General features: G+C 50.5%; 14 protein-coding genes and 3 pseudogenes. All 17 read right to left on the reverse strand.

The window, feature by feature from the left end; genetic code table 11:
• Nucleotides 1-9: 9 nt before the first annotated feature.
• Complete coding sequence (locus XI25_RS00470) at nucleotides 10-327, reverse strand: discoidin domain-containing protein (protein WP_046676860.1); 318 nt, start codon at nucleotides 325-327, stop codon at nucleotides 10-12.
• A 36-nt stretch (nucleotides 328-363) separates the two neighbouring features.
• A complete protein-coding gene (locus tag XI25_RS00475) occupies nucleotides 364-2,796 on the reverse strand; it encodes a DUF4855 domain-containing protein (protein ID WP_052759391.1) in 2,433 nt (810 codons plus the stop codon).
• A gap of 353 nt (nucleotides 2,797-3,149) precedes the next feature.
• Entirely contained in the window at nucleotides 3,150-4,259 is a 1,110-nt protein-coding gene (locus XI25_RS00480; protein ID WP_046676861.1) for a Ger(x)C family spore germination protein, read from the reverse strand.
• Nucleotides 4,256-4,681, reverse strand: coding sequence for a GerAB/ArcD/ProY family transporter (locus tag XI25_RS33905; RefSeq protein WP_235439594.1), 426 nt, complete (start codon nucleotides 4,679-4,681; stop codon nucleotides 4,256-4,258). The genes XI25_RS00480 and XI25_RS33905 overlap by 4 nt, the downstream gene beginning before the upstream one ends.
• Nucleotides 4,578-5,042 carry a GerAB/ArcD/ProY family transporter gene (locus tag XI25_RS33910; protein WP_235439595.1) on the reverse strand — a complete coding sequence of 155 codons (465 nt, stop codon included), beginning with the start codon at nucleotides 5,040-5,042 and terminating at the stop codon, nucleotides 4,578-4,580. Before XI25_RS33910 ends, XI25_RS33905 begins: the two co-directional genes overlap by 104 nt.
• A gap of 22 nt (nucleotides 5,043-5,064) precedes the next feature.
• Nucleotides 5,065-5,358 (reverse strand): annotated as a pseudogene (locus XI25_RS33915) (GerAB/ArcD/ProY family transporter); the annotation flags it as partial.
• Nucleotides 5,355-6,919, reverse strand: a pseudogene (locus XI25_RS00490) (spore germination protein). The pseudogenes XI25_RS00490 and XI25_RS33915, both read right to left, overlap by 4 nt.
• Nucleotides 6,920-7,174: 255 nt before the next feature.
• Nucleotides 7,175-7,987: a metallophosphoesterase gene (locus XI25_RS00495; protein ID WP_046676862.1), complete on the reverse strand. Its 813-nt coding sequence runs from the start codon at nucleotides 7,985-7,987 to the stop codon at nucleotides 7,175-7,177.
• Nucleotides 7,984-8,964, reverse strand: coding sequence for an ABC transporter ATP-binding protein (locus XI25_RS00500; protein ID WP_046676863.1), 981 nt, complete (start codon nucleotides 8,962-8,964; stop codon nucleotides 7,984-7,986). The genes XI25_RS00495 and XI25_RS00500 overlap by 4 nt, the downstream gene beginning before the upstream one ends.
• A complete protein-coding gene (locus XI25_RS00505) occupies nucleotides 8,961-9,944 on the reverse strand; it encodes an ABC transporter ATP-binding protein (RefSeq protein WP_052759392.1) in 984 nt (327 codons plus the stop codon). Before XI25_RS00505 ends, XI25_RS00500 begins: the two co-directional genes overlap by 4 nt.
• A gap of 12 nt (nucleotides 9,945-9,956) precedes the next feature.
• Nucleotides 9,957-10,775: an ABC transporter permease gene (locus XI25_RS00510; protein WP_046676864.1), complete on the reverse strand. Its 819-nt coding sequence runs from the start codon at nucleotides 10,773-10,775 to the stop codon at nucleotides 9,957-9,959.
• A gap of 5 nt (nucleotides 10,776-10,780) precedes the next feature.
• A pseudogene (locus XI25_RS00515) lies at nucleotides 10,781-11,726 on the reverse strand (ABC transporter permease).
• A gap of 15 nt (nucleotides 11,727-11,741) precedes the next feature.
• A complete protein-coding gene (locus XI25_RS00520; RefSeq protein WP_046676865.1) occupies nucleotides 11,742-13,355 on the reverse strand; it encodes an ABC transporter substrate-binding protein in 1,614 nt (537 codons plus the stop codon).
• 22 nt (nucleotides 13,356-13,377) lie between these two features.
• Nucleotides 13,378-14,145: an MBL fold metallo-hydrolase gene (locus XI25_RS00525; protein WP_235439592.1), complete on the reverse strand. Its 768-nt coding sequence runs from the start codon at nucleotides 14,143-14,145 to the stop codon at nucleotides 13,378-13,380.
• Complete coding sequence (locus tag XI25_RS00530; protein ID WP_046676866.1) at nucleotides 14,136-14,978, reverse strand: MurR/RpiR family transcriptional regulator; 843 nt, start codon at nucleotides 14,976-14,978, stop codon at nucleotides 14,136-14,138. The genes XI25_RS00525 and XI25_RS00530 overlap by 10 nt, the downstream gene beginning before the upstream one ends.
• On the reverse strand, nucleotides 14,975-15,709 hold the full coding sequence (locus XI25_RS00535; RefSeq protein ID WP_046676867.1) for an HAD family hydrolase: 735 nt from the start codon (nucleotides 15,707-15,709) through the stop codon (nucleotides 14,975-14,977). The genes XI25_RS00530 and XI25_RS00535 overlap by 4 nt, the downstream gene beginning before the upstream one ends.
• Before the next feature lie 218 nt (nucleotides 15,710-15,927).
• Nucleotides 15,928-16,196: IS3 family transposase (locus XI25_RS00540; protein ID WP_046676868.1), on the reverse strand; the 269-nt coding region annotated here is incomplete at its 5' end.

Here is a 16,196-nt window from a genome sequence, read left to right on the forward strand (position 1 = left end):
ACCAACCCGTCAATCGTCACTTTTTTTCGTTGAGGCGTCCATGACAGCTTTCACGCCATCGATCGTCTTGGTTTCCGGTCCTCCCGAAAGGTTATACACTCCAAATTCATAGAAGGAGTAACCATAATCCGTAGCTCTTTCAATCCCTTCGAATTTAACGTATCTCGCTTTGACCGGATCGAACTGAACCGTTTCCTTTCCATCATGCGCCGTAATGATTCCGTTGTTTTCCTTTATGACATGGGTCCAATTCTGCTTATCGTCGGATACGAGCAGCCGGTAAGTCTTGGCGCGGGCATATTCCCAGTCGATTCTTACCGTATCCATCGCCTTGCTTCGCCGAGATCAACCAGGAACCAGCTGTTATTGGTATAGTCGCTCGCCCATCTTGAAGCAGGGAATCCATCCACCGCTTTTTTGAGGCGCGTAATTCGAATTGCCCCCTTCTACCGAAGATGCTTCCACGGGTTTGTTCGCCGCCGCGTTTCCAATCAGGTAATAAACGCCTTCCTTCAGCGTGCCGTATGCTCCATCCTTGATCGTTTGATCTTTCTTCAACTGGTCAAGCTTCGCATTAAAGCCTTTTAAATAGCCGAGAGCCTGAGTTTCATCCACTCCTTCGTAGCGTTTCATCATTTCGAGATAATTGTTCAATGAACGAACCGCTTCGGCATTCGTGATTTGCAACTCTTCCGCAAAGCGGTTAACCCATGCTTTCAAGCCGTCAGCATTCGTGGATGCTTCGATAATATAAGCCGTCTTCTGCGATTTGCCCGCCACTACGGTAATAACGAGCTCATGTTTTCCCGGTTTGCCCGCAAGATCAATGGCCGTTCCCGCGGTATAAGGCTTGCCGTTAAACGTTGCGGATACTTGGACCAGTCCGCTTCCGTCATCATCCTTCACTTCCCACGTAAATTGAATGGGTTCCGTATCCGGTACGACGGCTCCGCTTTGGAGCGTTTGTCCATTCATTTTCACAACGGCCTCCGGGGGAGCCCCGCTGTTGATTTGATAGGTTCCTTTTACGAATTGATAAAGCCAATCATACAAAATACGCGTCGCAGGGTCTGTACTCACCGCCGTATTGCGCACGGCGTCATTCCCTTGGTAATAGGCTCTGAAGCCGTTCTGCATGAGTCCCGTTTCGACCCCGCTGTTCAAGTAATCAATGTACCGTTCGCGGAACACGGCATCGGTCAGCATGCGGTCATCGAACTCCAACTCAATGCTCATACCGTATTGTTTCGCCAGGTTGGCCGCGTCAGCCAGACGGTCATAGCCCATTTCCTCGAAGAAATAGTTCGGTTGGAAGGCTACCGCATCAATGCCGACATCCTTCCACATGTAGCCCTTGTATGCCAAAAAGTGCGGAATCCAGAAAAACTTCAGGTTATTTTCATGAACCATCCGGCTGGTCGAAAGGACTAAATCCGGTCCCTTTTCGCTTGTGCTGATTTGTTCCTCCAGCCAGTACATTCCAACAAGCTCAAGGTGGGAGTAGTTTTTGGCTCCCCATTTTTGAAGCACTTCGTTTACCCACCATTGAATCGCTTTCTCCCGATTTGCAAACGCTTTCTCTTCTCCGACATCGGAGGCGCTGAAGCTTAAAGCCTCGCCGTTTATAACGCCAAAATCACTCAAAAACTCGCCCGGATTCGGGATCATCAGGACAACCTTTTCTTTAAAATCAGGCTGGCCGAGCTTCGCTCCGACTTCCTTCGTCGCTTCATTCAATTGATGCATATCGCCCGTATCGGCAAAGGTTTTATCGAGATACCAATTCCAATCTTCCAGCCTCGCTCCGGCGCTTGGATTGGCATTACCGTCAAATGCCCGGCTGTTCGGTGAATCCAGACCGAGGTAAACCACGCCGTCAAAAAGAATATCCTTGGGTTCGCCGGCTTGATCCACATAGCTGATATTGGGAATGATCCGGTCCTTCATCCAGGTCCCTTTGTCATTGGGATAATGTCCGTTGTACAGCAATCCAAGATTGCGAATGCCTGCGGTGGCTTCGCCCGGTTCCAAAAATGCCGGCTGTTCGGCAGGAACGGTCACGGCGCCTTCAAGCTTTCCGTCAGCTCCCGTAATTTCAATTTCGTCAATGAAGGTCCAGGCTCTCGTATGCATCGTAAAGGTTACCTTTACATAACGGGCATAGGCCATTTCCGCATCCAAGTTCCCGCTGCGGATTCCGTCCCTGCTTCCATCCCATTCGAAGATCTCTTGTCTTGGCGGGCCGTCTCCCCAAAGAAGCTGGGTGGCATTGTGTGAAAGCGTTCCCCAATTTTCCTTGTCGTCAGAGACGTACATGGAGACGGTCAGCGGCACCAAACTCTTGGTCGGCCAATCCTGCAAAAACCGCGCTTTAATGTTCGAGATCGACTTCGGCTCACCCAAGTCGAAGATGACTTCCCTCGTCATTTTATTCACATGCCCGACCCAAGCGGGATCAGATATATCCAGTCCCCCGTATATTCCGTCCGTCAGCTTCTTGCTGTCATCCGGATGCGAGGCTTCCGGTCCTTGCGACCATTCATAGTCAAGCCCCAAAGCAAGATTGCGCTGTCCCGGATTTGGCTCATAAACAGCCGGAACCACCCCTCCCGCCTCCAACACCGAAGACAATTCTTGCGGCTGGACCGCAGGATCGATATCAACCATTTTGTCCGGTAGAGGCTGCTCTTCCGTTTGTGCGGGCGGATCCGCTTCCTTCGCCTGAACAGCCGGAACGAGCGTCAATAGTAAAGACATGATCATGACGAGGACTGCCCATTTTTGTTTGAATTTCATGAACGTCATCTTCCTTTCTGTGCTTTATTATGCAGCAGGCTAAATTCCGGTAGGTTTTCATCCTTTCCTCAGCTTATTTTTTGAAGCAAAATGCAAGGGCTTTACTGTAACATTAAGAAACTCAGCACCTGTTTCAAAGAGATAAGTTATGACTTTCGTATACATTTGTTTACCCGTCCCGTGAACAACTGCAAGCTGCGGCGAAATTGCGGATGATCGCGCCCAGTTACTGGAATTACAAATCCAGAAAATGCAAAAAAACCGCAACCCTTTCGGTTGCGGCATTGTATTTTTGTCACAAATATTCATATTTCCCATATTTCCCATATTTCCAGATGCCCTTGGTCTAGTCCCTATTTCGTCGTGCCCATACCGGCGATGTTCGCTTTAACCTTCACCTTGACGTCCGCCTTTGAGAACGTTTGTCCCCAGCGTTCCTCTACTCTCTTCCACTGATTATACTCGAAAGCGCGGGCATATAGTCCAAGGCCGATCGGATCGATTTGCGCTTGTTGAATTTTGGCGATCAATTGCCCAAACTGCTTTTCCAGCTGCTCTTCTATATCTCTCTCCAGTTTTCTCCCATTTTTCCTGACATCGAGCGGGAATAAGCGTTCCGTTAGAAGGATTCGCATTTTAACGTCAATAGCGAACTTGAACTTGTCGTCGGCATAACGCGTCTTCGTCTTGACCGTTATCTTCTCGGCGGTAAAACTGTATGCATTTTCAGGAAAAATCTCTCCCTTGGGTTGATCTAAAGATTGAAACGTAAACTGAAAATCGCCTTTCGCCTCGTGCTGAAGTATGCGAAGCAATCTGTTCTCGTTGGCGCCGATGGAGAGTTTATACTTCCCCTCCTCATCGAACAGCGCGGTTCCCGTAACTAAGAGCCTGTCATCTTTGCGTACTTCTGTTACGCTGGCGGTCGTTCCCTTTTCATAAACGGACCGTTGGAGATCCTCGACCGTTGTTTTCACGGTAATATTGCGTCTGGCGGCGGTATCAATAAGCTGTAACACATAAAGCGGAAGCCGGGGTTTATCTTGCGGTTTATATTGAACAACCTCGGAGGCGGGTCCGTCCACCATGACAATTCTGGCATTCACCGTATTTTTGGGGTCCCGCATATAGGGGTCGAGCAGCTTAAACCAGCCTTCGTTCTGCATCACTTTCTTTCCGATCAGGATAGCCTGGGTTTTCCCGCCCGTAGTTAAAGCCATTAAGGTTTTATCGTCTTCATCCCTTGATTTTCGAAGCGTGGTGGCAGGCGTCGTAAAATCTTCCTCCTTCATTTCCGCTTCCTCGCTGAAAACCGGGCTTGACGCTGTAAATATCAAGTTGTTTTCTTCATCGAGATCGATGCCTAACAGAAGCGATAAAGACAAGTTTTCGATATTGACCTTATCTTCGCAGCCTGTAGTCAGGCATACCAATATCATTAATGCGATGAATAACCTTTTCATCCTGCTTTCCACCTCCTATACTTTTCATGACCCAAGGCAAAGACTAAAAGAAATAGCGGGAACACGTAGATCACAGCCATCCCTATGTAGCTGACAAGGGTCGTCCATTTTTCGGAAAGATTCCATGTCGGATTAACGAAAAAGACGCAGCCGATAACCAGGAGAAAATAAATGAAAGCATACGAGCTGTGATCCTGTTTATTAAGGATACGTCCGGTACTGAAAGCCGAAACATAAGCATAGGTGTTCCACGCCTTGGAAACCAAGATCAAATAAACGGCCAGAAAAACCATATCGAACCGCTCCAGAAAACGAAATTCAATGGTCTTGAGAAAACTGAGCCCCGGTTGGTTCACAACCGTGATTCCGTCCGGAGAATAAAAAACAAAACAAATAATCGTAACGAATACATATACAAGCATCGTTATGGTATTGGCAATGAGCAATCCGTGAACGGCATATTGCTTTTTTATTCAGGAACGGGTAGATGAAAAAGAGAACTTCAACCCCCGCAAACGCGAATACGGTTTCCGACAATCCCCTGACAATGGGTTCCCAGCCTTCCTTGAAAAAAGGAAAAAGATGCAGCCAGTTCGTATCCTCTATCTTTAACAGGAAAATAAACGGCATCCATAACAGCATATAGAATACGATTTCCGAGTATCGGGCCAGTACTCTTAATCCATGACGAACGACAAGGAAACTTGGAACGGCAAATAGGAGGATTACAAGATATCCAGGCGTTTTTCGGCAAAAACCATGCTTTAATGAAGAGCATGGCATTGACCATTACGGTCAATCCCACAAAAGCAAAATAAGCAATAAAAGGGACAGTCAGCACTCTTCCCAACCATTTCCCGAACAAGTGGTTGAATAAGTCCGGCAGCGTATAGTCCGGATACCTTTTTAACGTCAGCAGCATGATCCAGCCTGACAAACAATTGAGAAGCCAAGCCAGCACAATGCTCATCCATCCGTCCGTTCCGCTCTTTTCGGCAAGCGTCCTCGGAAGCGACAAGATGCCGGTACCCAATTGTGACCCGTGAATCAGAAAAATGTACTGCATCAAGGTGATTCCATTCATCGCATATGTTCTCATGAGTCGTCCTTCCCCGGCGGTTTTGTGCTTAACCGCGTATCTTGAATCGGCCTGGCGCTTTTTGGACGCGTAATCATCCTCCACAACGGAAGACGGATAAAGGTATCTTTCATATCCGCCCAACGGAAAGGAGCCAGCGGGCTTCCGTAAGGAGTTCCGAGCGATTCCAACGCAACCAGGTGGGCAATCAGCGTCATGAAACCGATGACGATTCCGATGACTCCGAACAGAGAGGCCATGATCATCATCGGAAAGCGCAGCAGCCTGACGGCCGTTCCCATGTCGTAACTGGGAAGAATGAAGGAAGCGATCGCCGTTGATGCCACTACGATAACCATGATGTTGCTGACGATCCCCGCTTGCACGGCCGCCTGACCCACAATGATGCCGCCCACGATGCCAATCGTTTGACCGACAGGAGCAGGAAGCCGAACCCCGGCTTCCCTCATCATCTCCAACGTGATTTCCATCAACACGGCTTCCAATAGAGGCGAAAACGGCACTTCCGATCGCGATTCGGCAATCGATATTAGCAATTGAAGCGGTATGATTTCGAAATTGAAGGAGATGGCGGCAATGTAAGAGGCCGGCAAAAGCAATGCGATAAAAAAAAGCGGAAAAGCGAAGAAGGCGGATAAACGATGAAATCAACCAGCGCGTGCTGTAATCGTCCACGCTTTGAAAAAAAGAGGTAAATGTGGATGGAGCGACGATAACGCTGGGAGAACCGTCAACAATAACAACGAAACGCCCCTGCAGAATTTGGGATACCGCTGAGTCCGGACGCTCTGTCATGATAAACTGGGGGAAAGGCGAATGCGGATTATCTTCAATATATTGGGCTAATTCGCCCGTATTGATTACCGCATCAACATCGACTTTTTTTGATTCTCGTGACTAATTCCTGAAGTACTTCCGGATGCGCGACGTCCTCCAAGTATATGATCCAGGCTTTGGTTTGTCCGCGACGGTCTACCGTATGCTGCTTGATCCGGAGTTCCTTGTTGGGAAGATAGCGGCGAAGAAGCGCGATATTTTGCATTCCGGTTTCCACGAATCCCTGGTGCGCGCCTTTAAGCGAGGCTTCCAGCTGGGGATCTTCGATTGCGCGCTGCGGCCAGCCCTTCGTATCATATATCCAAGCCTCCTGCCGACCCTCGATAAAAAGCGCCGTTTCTCCCTGAAGTATTGCATTCTCCACATCGTTAATGGAGGAAACCGAACGGGCGCCGCTGATGGTAGGTGCCGGAATTCCTTTTTTATCTTCCTGAAAATCGTACATCATAGGGCGCAATATGTTGTTGTTAATCGAGTTTTTATCGGTCAGGCCGTCAATATAGAGCAGCACGGACTGCGTCTCTTGCTTGCCTGCCGAGAAACGGTGCACTACCAGATCAGGCGATTCCGGAAATAACCGTTTGATATCCTCGATGTTCTGGTTCAAATCGTTGTGTATGGTGGAGCTTGAACTACTGGTTTGTGTTTGCTGCCGGCTTGCTGCGGTTTGGTTTCCTTTCTGCGCGTACTTCTTTCTTTTAAACAACCAGGAAAATATAAACATGATCTTTGCCTCCATCATCTCGATTCCTTTGTTCCCTTATGATGGGCATACAGTCAATATTTTAATCACGCGATTAGTTTCAGATAAATCGTGCAAGTTCTTCCATAAATCATTCAATAACAAAGCACCTCGAAGATAACGGCCGCCGCCGTTTTCTTCAAGGTGCTTTCACGTGGACCTCAGGAGAACGCTGCTTTTGAATCTCCTTTATGTGGTCGACCAATCGCTCCAGTCAGTCTTTCCATATGCCTAACATCAAATATCAATGACCTGCAAGCATTCGCGAATTTCCTCTGACACGGAGGCATTGCGCCATTCCTTTCGGTATCCAAGGCAAGCACAGATCATTTCCGTTCCCTGCTCGGCATATCTTTTCCGGTAATGGACATGGCCCATGATGCCGTATCGAACGCCGTATTTCCGGTATAAAGCGGCATAATCCGTGCTTCCCAGAAAAGCGTTGAAGTACGACCATTGCGGGTGAGGCATCGGAACCTTAAAGTACGGATGAGACAGCATATGCGTTACCATTATAATGGAACTGCCGCGGTTTGCCTCCAATTCCCTCTCCACACGATTATGGAAATAACGGTGAATATCCCGGTTGCTCATCCCCCAATGCACATAAACGCGATCCTGCCATGTTCGATCCATCGCGCGCATCTCTTCGAATTGCTCATACGTGTATTCCGGTTCACCCAACGTATAATCGTACCAGCCCGAGCTGCCGACAACAGTCCAATCGCCGCTCAGCCGATAAGGCCTTTCGCTCAAACATCCCTTAAACGTTTGAAACTGCCGGTAAATCCGCCATGTGTCTGTTATACCATTCTCCTTGCTCCAATAATCGTGATTACCCGGTACGAACAGGATATGGATGCCGGATTCCTTTTTCAGCATCTCAAGAACTTTCAGGCTGCGATTGACATCGTTAGAAATATCCCCGGCAATGATCAGGCCGTCCAGCTTTTGCCGGACGGCCTGATCCAGAAGCGCCTCTTCCACAAGCGGTTCGCCGGGAAGCTCATTGAGATCTACATGCAAATCCGATATAATTCCGATTCTCATAGCGAAACTTCCCCTTCCTCGTATAAATGACAGCTCACTTTATGGCGGGCCGTGATGCTCCGCAATGGCGGTCGCTCCTTGCTGCATCTGTCCGTCGCCATGGGGCAGCGCGGATGAAAAGCACATCCTCCGGGCGGATGGAGCGGGTTCGGAACATCGCCTTTGAGCAGAATCCGTTCCTTATTCTCCTTCAAGTCGGGAATGGCCGAAAAGAGCGCCTTGGTATACGGATGAAGCGGCGCTTCATTCGTGGATCCGGCATCGAATATTTCAACCAGCTTTCCTAAATACATCACGCCTACCCGGTCGCTGATATACTGCACAACATTCAAATCATGCGAGATAAACAGATAGGTCAGCCGCAGCTTATCCCGAAGTTCCTTTAGCAGGTTCAGAATTTGCGATTGCACGGACACGTCCAATGCGGATACCGCTTCGTCAATCACGATGAATTTCGGCTTCAGAACAAGCGCCGCCGCGATGCCTACCCGCTGCTTCTGACCGCCGCTGAGTTCGTGAGGATACCGTTTTAAATAATCCGGACTTAGACCGACATGTTCCAGCATCTCTGTTACAATTTTCTTTCTTGCCGCCTTGTCTCCGATGCCATGTATGATAAGCGGTTCTTCCAGGAGCCAGCCGATCGTCTTCTTCGGATTTAACGACGAATACGGATCCTGAAACACGATTTGCAGCTCCTGCCTTAGTGCCTTCATCCCGGTTCCGGACAAATCGTTGATCTTCCGGTCCCGGTAATAAACGCTGCCGGCCGACTCTTTAACAAGCCGCACGATCATCTGTCCCATAGTAGACTTGCCGCAGCCGCTCTCGCCGACAAGTCCGAAAATTTCTCCTTCTTCTATCCCGAACGATACGCCGTCCACGGCGCGCACGGCCTGCCTAGGTTCAAAAAGCTTCGTCTTGGGCACGCGATACTGCTTCTCAAGGACTTCTACCCGTAACAATTCTCCGCTCATCCGCTAAATCTCCCTTCCGAAAAAAGATGGCAGCGCACCCGGTGACGATCCGTTACCGATCTGAGCTCAGGAGTCTTATTCTCGCAAATGCTTGATGCTTTCGGGCAGCGCCCGACAAAAGGACAGCCTTCCCCCCGCTCCTCAAGCGGAGGAACCCTTCCGGGAATGGTATAGAGCGGGCGACCTCTCTTCTCCACGCTTGGCAGAGCCTCAAGCAAAGCCGATGTATACGGATGCACCGGATGTTCCAAGATATCCCCGACCGGTCCATCCTCCACGATATATCCCGCATACATCACGATAACCCTCTCGCACACTTCGCGGATGACGCCAAGATCATGGGAGATAAACAGCATAGCCGTCCCTGTGGAACGATTCATTTCCCGAAGCAGGTCCAGGATCTGTGCCTGAATCGTCACGTCGAGCGCCGTTGTCGGCTCATCCGCGATCAACAGCTTAGGCTTGCAGATCAAAGCCGTCGCGATCATGATTCTCTGCATCATGCCGCCGGAAAGCCGGTGGGGATATTCCCCGTAAAGCTGTTCGACACGGGAAAGCCCGACCTTGGACATCATCTCCATGGCAAGCCGCCTGGCTTCTTTCTTCGAAATGGCAAGGTGGGTTAGAGCCATCTCCGAGATTTGTTTGCCAACCGGCATGAGCGGATTGAGCGCCGTCATCGGATTCTGAAAAATCATCGAAATCTGCCCGCCTTTGAATGAGAGTCCCCCTCCATTCTGCCCGGCCGCCAACGATTTGCCCGAGAGCTTGATATCGCCTTGGGTTATCGCTGCCGTTTCAGGCAGAAGGCCCATGACGGATAAGGAGGTAAGGCTCTTTCCGCAGCCCGATTCTCCGACGATGCCTACCCTTTCTTTTTCCCCGATCTGAAAATTCATTTGCCTTAGCGCGGGGTATTGTTTTCTGCCGATCGTAAATGCCACTTCCAGTTCCCGCACCGTAAGCAGAGCATCAGCCATGTTTCATCCCTCCTAGCCCTTCTTGTCGTATACGTCCCTTATTCCGTCTCCAAGCAAATTAAACCCAAGAACCATCGCCGTGATGACCGCCCCGGTTATAAAAACGTACCATGGAGCGTTAATAATAAACGGCTGCGCTTCGCTCAGCATTCTGCCCCAGCTCGGATCGGGCGGCTGAACGCCAAGCCCCAGGTAGCTCAGGCCGGCTTCGGCCAGAATCGATCCGGAAAACCGCAGGGAGGCGGCTACTATAAGAGGGGACGCCATATTCGGAAGGATATGCAGAATCACGATTCGAAGCGAATCGGCTCCTCTTGCGATTGCAGCTTTGACAAATGCAAACTCCTTGTACTGTATAAAACCGCTGCGGGCTATTCTCGCAAAAGCCGGAATACTCATGATTCCCAGAGCTATTATCGTATTGCCAAATCCAGGGCCGAATACGGAAACAAGCATTATGGCCAGCAGAATACCGGGAAACGCCAGCAGGGCATCGATAATGCGCATTAGCGTCTCGTCAAGCCATCCGCCCCAATAGCCGGCAGCCGCACCGATCAGAAGGCCGAAGATTAAACCTATGGCTACCGATGCGGTACCGATCACAAAGGATGTCTGCGTTCCCTCCATAACCCTGCTGAGAATATCTCGCCCAAAGTTATCCGTTCCGAACCAATGGGAGGCCTGCGGCTGACCCAAGCGCAACGACGTGTTCATGTCGTTTGGGCCGTAAGGGGTATAGAACAGACTTGTCACCATCAGTCCCAGTAGCAAAGCAATCAAGCAGCTGCCGATCATGAAAGGCTTGCTGCGGACAAGCTTACTCCATTTCATCTCGTTCACCTTTTCAATCGAATTCGCGGATCGATCGCCTTATAAAGGATATCGACTGCAAAATTAATAAGTACGACTATAACCGCAATGTAAAGAACAAGCGTCTGCAGCAAAGGCAAATCGCGCGTGCCGATCGAAGTGATCAACAGATTGCCGAGTCCCGGCAGGGCAAACACGTTCTCCACGACAATGCTGCCTCCCAGCGTGTCCGCGATCAGCAATCCGACGATCGTGAGCACCGGAATCAGGGAATTGCGCAGGATATGGCGGTACATGATGCTTCTCTCCCGCAGCCCTTTGCTTCTGGCCGTCCGTACGTAATCCATCCGTGATTGGTCCAGCAGCGTATTGCGCAAATACCGGATGACGACGGCGATGCCGGGAATGGCAAGTGCCAGTGAAGGCAGGAACAGCGACTTCAAGGCTCCCGCCGGATCCTGACTCCATGGAACGTATCCGTATGTCGGAAACAGCTTAAAGGTAACCGAGAACAGCAGGATCAACAAAAAACGCAAGCCAGAACGAAGGTACCGCCAAGCCCAATTGGGTGAACACCGACAGGAGCATCGAAGAGAACTTGCCGTCGTTCCGCGCAATGTAGATGCCGAGCGGCAGACCGATGATCAAGGTCAGCCCTAGCGACATCAGCGATAGCGAAACCGTGACGGGCAGCCGTTCCGCCACGATGTCAGCCACCGGCCGCTGATAGCGGAGCGATGAGCCGAAGTCTCCGGTCACCGTATCCTTCATCCAGGATAGATAACGTTCCGTCGGCGGCCGGTCAAGCCCCATCGTCCTGCGCAATTCGGCAAGCTGATGCGGATCCGCCTCCACCCCGAGCACGATCTCCGCCGGGTCGCCCGGCAGGATCTGAAAGACAAGGAAAGTGATGACCGAAACGAGAAGGACGGTAGAAATTAACGTAACCAGCTTCCGGATATAAAATCTCACTGCAGCATCCCTCTTTTACTTCTCCGAATAATACATGGCGGCAAAATCGTATTTTTGAACGGGGTACATCTTGAAGCCGTGCAGGCTGCCTTTCATTGCTACCGAGCGGCTTGGGTCCATGATGAATACTGCCGCGGCCTGATCCGCAAGAACCGTTTGCGCTTGCTTGTATAGTTCCGCACGCTTGCTCTCATCGATTTCCAAGCGTCCGCGATTGACGAGATCGTCAAATTCGGCATTGCTGAATTTAAAAAAGTTCTTAGAATATTTCGTCTCATACCTTCCCAATACCTCATGCGGATCGATCTTTCCCGTCAAACCGATGATGGTAGCCTCATACTTGGCATTGTTGTACACGTCTTCCAGCCAGCTGCTCCACTCGATCTGCTTGATGCTCGCTTCAATGCCGACGGCTTTCAGCTGCTCGGCGATGACTTGGGCCGTGTCGACGTGGAAAGCATAGTTCGAAGGAACCGTTATCGTCAGCTTGAAACCGTTATCGTAGCCCGCTTCCTTCAGCAGCATTTTTGCTTTTTCGGCATCCGGCTGATATCGATCCTCCAAGCCTTCCTGATAATACATTTTCATCGCAGGACTCATATTGGAACCAAGTTTGACTCCGCCCCCTTCCGCAACCGTTTGGATAATAACGTCTTTGTCAATCGCATGATTGATAGCTTGGCGCACCTTCACGTCGTTTAGCGGCTTGACCGTATTGTTAAGGGCCATAAGCTGCACCATGTTCTGCGGTCCGGATACGATTTGGAATCCGTCTCCAAGCTGAAGCGCCCCTTGGGCGGAGATGCCCGGGATCATATCGATGTCGCCGGATTGCAAAGCCAAAACGGATGCGTTCGGATCCGGCATGATCTTGAACTCCACGCGGTCCAGCGAAGGTTTCCGCTCCTGGTCATAGAAGTTGCCGTTCTTCTCCAAAATGAGCTGCTGGCCCGGCGTATAGGACACGAACTTAAACGGGCCGGCGCCAATCGGCTTTCCGCTTTGCTCTTCGTAATCCTTAGGCACGATGGCAACGATATTGGCGGCCAGGAACGCCGCATCTTTTTCCTTCAGCTTCACGACTACCGTATGGTCATCGGGGGTGTTGATCTCTGCGATTGCAGCGAATTTCGATGATAACGGCTCCTTGCCGTTAAGCCCCGAAAGCTTTTCATAAGAGTACTTTACGTCCTCCGCCGTCAAATCCGAGCCATCGTGGAACTTGATCCCTTTCCGGATCGCGAACGTATACGTGAGTCCATCCTTCGAAATCTTGTATGACTCCGCAATCGCCGGAACCAGCTCGCTGTTCTCCCCGGCTTCAAACAAACCGTCGAAGACATTGTCCATCATGGAGCCGGTATCCGTGGCAGCGGACATGTAGGGGTCAAGGTTATCCGGTTCCGTAGCCATGGCGACCCGTACGGTCCCTCCCTCGACTTTGTCATTTGAACCGCCGCTTCCGTTACTGTCTTTCGCTTGTCCACCGGTGGTTTGCCCGGTACTGCCGGCTGCCGGGGCTGTCACCGCACTCCCGCCGTTGCCGCTGCTGCCGCAGCCCGAAATAACCATAGACACAATCGCCAACGTTGAGAAACCGGCAACAAGCGTTTTCTTCAATTTCAACATGTAAAAGAACCCCTCTCCAGGTTTAAATTCTAATTTTCATGTCGCAACAGGCCAATCGGATTAGCCCGTCGTATTGCCGCGATGCTTCCTGAACCAACTGCTCCAAATCGCCGTAGTGGGGAAAGTGGGTAAGCACCATTTGCCGTGCCCCGGCCAAAGCGGCGATCTTTCCCGCTTCCCCTGCCGTTAAGTGACCGTCCATTCTCCCCTTCTGCCAATCGTAGAAACTGCTCTCGATTAGAAGCACATCGGCAGACTTGGAAATATCAATCATGGCCTGACAATAACCTGTGTCTCCGGAGTAAACGAATGTCTTCCCGGTTTCCGTTATCAGCCGGACCGCGCAGCAAGGAACATCATGAACGTTCTCCGAAAACTCAAGCCTCGCCGTCCCGATGGCCACCGGCTCCCCGATTCGGATGGGATGCACACGCACATAATCCGGGAAGCCGAAAGCGAGAGTGTCCGGATTCCCGCAGTACACATAAACGTCCAATGGTCTCGCTCGTTTTCCAATCTGGGTAAGAATCAAAATGGCGAACTCCAGACTGTACAAGTCCGCGGTATGATCGGCGTGAGTATGGGTAATGACAACGGCGTCCAGTTCTTCGAGGGAGCAGTGGTTCTGCAGCCGGGACAGCACGCCGCTCCCGCAATCCAGCAGTATTTTCGTCCCTCCGATTTCCACTAAATATCCCGAGGTTGCTTCGTTTTTCTTAGGGTACGCCCCCCAACAGCCGATGACGGTAACTTCCACAACGGATTTCCTTTCCGGTGGCTTCACTTCCACTCAAAGTTGTCCTTGAATTCCTTGAACATCATTTCCATTTTCTCGATATTGCTCTGCACGCGTTCTTTCTCCAGGTAAGATATCTCGTTAATGAGCGCGCCTGCCACAGATAGAGATGCCGTGTACGAATCCAGGAAACCCGTCGATTTATTCGCCGCTAGCAGAGATAAATCCGCCAGCTTAGCAAACGGGGACAGCTCGGAATCGGTAAGCGCAATCACCTTTGCCCCTGTTTCCCGGGCCAGCGCGGCGACCTTTAACGTCCTGGAGCAATAACGCGGAAACCCGCATACAAATACCGCATCCGCCGGTTTTATGTAAGTCGCGTACTCGGCAACACCTCCTTGAGGAATCAGCTCGCAATTGCCCAGCATGTACTTCAGGATAAAATTTAAAAACGAAGTGACCGACAACCCCATGCGCCATCCCGCAATCCAGACCCGGTCCGCATCAAGAAGAATACGGGCCGCTTGATTGATATGCGACTTGTCCGATCTCGCCATGGTTTGATGCAAGTTGTCGATCTCCTGGAGAAAATGCTTCTCTAGCCAGGAGTCTTCCTGGTAGCTTGTGGAGTGCAGGAAATTCCTGACGGCCCGCTGGTCCTTCAGCACATACTGCCGCAAATCCTGAAGCATGGCTGAAAATCCGGCATAGGACAAGGCTTGCGCCAGGCGGTGAACCGTCGCCTCGCTGACGCCTGACTTGGCGGCAATCTTCTGAGCGGACAGCATAACGGCATCCTGCATGTTGGATTGAATATAATGCGCCACCTTCTTCTGACCGACGCTGAGCGCGTCAAAATGTTCTTGAATTCTTTCTTCAAACGTCATTTGGCAAATCTCTCCATTTCTTCGTCCCGGGCACGCTGCTTCGCATGTCCGAGGTAAGCGGCCACGTCTTGAATCCCGTTAATGACGGGGCGGTAAGACAATTCTTCCACCCCGTATTTCCCGTACGGATTAATGAGCAGACAGTGCATGCCGACCTTTTGGCTTCCAACGACATCATCATAGTAGTTGTCTCCGATATAGAGCGATTGTTTGGGCGAGACGTTTCCTCTTTCAAGTGCCAGACGGAAAATGCCGAGATCCGGCTTCTCCATTCCCACCTCCGAGGAAACGATAATCTCGTCCAATTCCTCGTCCAAACCATTCTCGGCCAAGACCGATCTTGCCGTTTCATCCCAATTGGAAATCAAGCCGAGTCGGTATCCGTGATTTCGCAGCCCCCGAAGCGTATCTTTTGCTCCATCGTACGCGCTCCAGCGGATCGGGTGATCGCTTGCCAGCTTCCTGTGAACCTGGACCACTTCTTCGATGGGCAGCAAGAGCCGCAAGTGGTAGTTCAGCGTTCCGATATACCAGGGCATATAAGCCCGGCTGTCTTTACCCAGCATCCCTTTATAATCCCGCATGAACATCTTGTCCGTCAGGTGATAGGCCATGGCGATCTCCTCGCGGCTTCGGTAAACTTCAAAGATTTCCAGCACCTTCTGATAAACTTCTTCCCGGTTCAGCCTCACGAGCGTGTACCCGAGGTCGAACCATAAATACCGAATCATCCTGCATTCCCTCTCTTTTTCGTAGGATTTCCTTCATCGTTTGAATAATGTTTATTTCCCTTCACAACCATCATAGAGAGCCAGTATTAGTTCAGCATTAACGCAAATGGCTTTATTCGTAAAACCAGGTGGTTTTAATTTCCAAAATAAAAAAAAACAGCCTGAGCACATGAACTGTGACCCGGTTTGTGGACAGTTTGAAAAAAACCGCCTAGAGCTTAGCTAGCAAGCAGATGACCTCTGAATTCATCAGGGGTCATCTTTTTTAATGTCCACTGGTACCGTTCTGAGTTGTAGTAGCTTATGTACTCCTTGACTCGCACTCTCACTTCATCAATAGTTTGGCAATCGCTAAAATCAACGTCGTCTTTCAAGTGACCGAAGAATGATTCCATCGGGGCGTTGTCCCAGCAATTGCCTTTGCGCGACATCGACTGCTTAAATCCTGCCTCAGCAATGAGAAGACGGGTTTTAGGATGCGTGTAGT

The organism is Paenibacillus sp. DMB20, from assembly GCF_000987955.1.
Lineage (GTDB): Bacteria > Bacillota > Bacilli > Paenibacillales > Paenibacillaceae > Paenibacillus_AQ.